Below are 1,284 nucleotides of genomic sequence, written 5' to 3' on the forward strand. Positions count from 1 at the left end.
CTTTGAGGCATAGCAGGCGTATCTTCGGCCACTACGTGAGCAGATAGCAACGACTCCCATGACTCGCTTTGCGTCAACAATTCCGCCAACGCATTTTCAAAATATTCATAATCCAATTGCTCGATGCCAATCAGTTTATTCAAACACAGTACGTGCCTATGATTATCTAAACTGAAAAATAATTGGTGTTCTGGCCAATGGTAATTGAACGCCAAAAAAGAACGATAAAGATCAGAATTGACGATTTGTAATCCAACAATTTCCGCTTCCAGTTGCAGCGTATTCGTTTCTGGATGAAAGATGAAATGAACCTTCAAGTGATCATCAAAAGCTAAGCTTAGTTCATTGTCCGTCAAATGCAGTTCAGGCAAGCCTATTTGATGAGCAAACTTCTGTAAAACCTCATCGATAGTTTGGCGTGCTGACATAGAAACAGTCCTTTTGAGAATTTTATCGGGAAACATATTCGATATCGTGGGGTGTGTTTATCAATTTTGGTTGTTAGTTATTATATTTTGGCCGGAAACACAGAATTGACACCTTGCTTCTAATCTTACAAATGAGTGCTGGTGCATATAAAGATTAACGGTTATTAAATTCTATTATGGTGAGATTTTGGTTTATATCGACAAGCGATGAAGAATTAGAATTGTGTTATCTTAAAAATTAAATACTATGTTAATTACGTGTTGTACGTGGAACGTTATTGCTGTCCATCTGTAGAATAAATATAAGCCGAAAATTTAAACGTACACATAAGAAGTTGTGTAAAAATAAATCATAATAAGACGATAAAAATAATTTATGGGAGCCTAAATGAAAAGCAGTAAGTGGGCCGGTCTGATCGGTTTAATGTTATTGACTGGATGCGCTCAGTCCGTGGGGACTGCACAGTCATTTTCTGTTCAGAGCCAAGCGAATGTATATGGGTGGATTTCTGTCGAAGGATACCATCCTCCAGTTTCGACCTATTTAGAGGTGGAGATGTGTCAAGCTTTTGAAAATCAATGCTTTACTGTTGCTTCTCAGCAATATCAAGGTGTTCAGTTACCAGTTCAATATTCTTTTCTTATTGCGCCAATTCAAGCTGGGAAAGGAGAAATGAAAGTAATAGGGAAACTCTATTCTCAAGGTCAAATTATCGCCCAAAATGAGCAAAAATATATATTCAGAGAGGGAAGTCAGAAAGTGGATTTAAGACTTTTTCCTATAGAAATAGAAACAAAAAAGTAATCGGTTACATTTAATTAGCGCTATCTAATTTATTAAATGTGAATAGAAATA

General features: G+C 36.4%; 2 protein-coding genes. One reads left to right on the forward strand and one right to left on the reverse strand.

What is annotated here, in order from left to right; translation table 11 throughout:
* Positions 1 to 428, reverse strand: a 428-nt coding sequence (gene exsC, locus R7F07_RS24985) for a type III secretion system regulatory chaperone ExsC (RefSeq protein ID WP_318110634.1), incomplete at its 3' end; no start/stop codon positions are given.
* Between the two features lie 388 nt (positions 429 to 816).
* Here exsC and R7F07_RS24990 point away from each other — a divergent pair.
* Positions 817 to 1,233 carry a YscW family type III secretion system pilotin gene (locus R7F07_RS24990; protein WP_318110635.1) on the forward strand — a complete coding sequence of 139 codons (417 nt, stop codon included), beginning with the start codon at positions 817 to 819 and terminating at the stop codon, positions 1,231 to 1,233.
* The last annotated feature ends 51 nt before the right edge of the window (positions 1,234 to 1,284 follow it).

Origin of the sequence: Vibrio sp. YT-16 (assembly GCF_033337405.1) — a bacterium.
In the GTDB taxonomy this organism is placed as follows: Bacteria; Pseudomonadota; Gammaproteobacteria; order Enterobacterales; family Vibrionaceae; genus Vibrio; species Vibrio alginolyticus.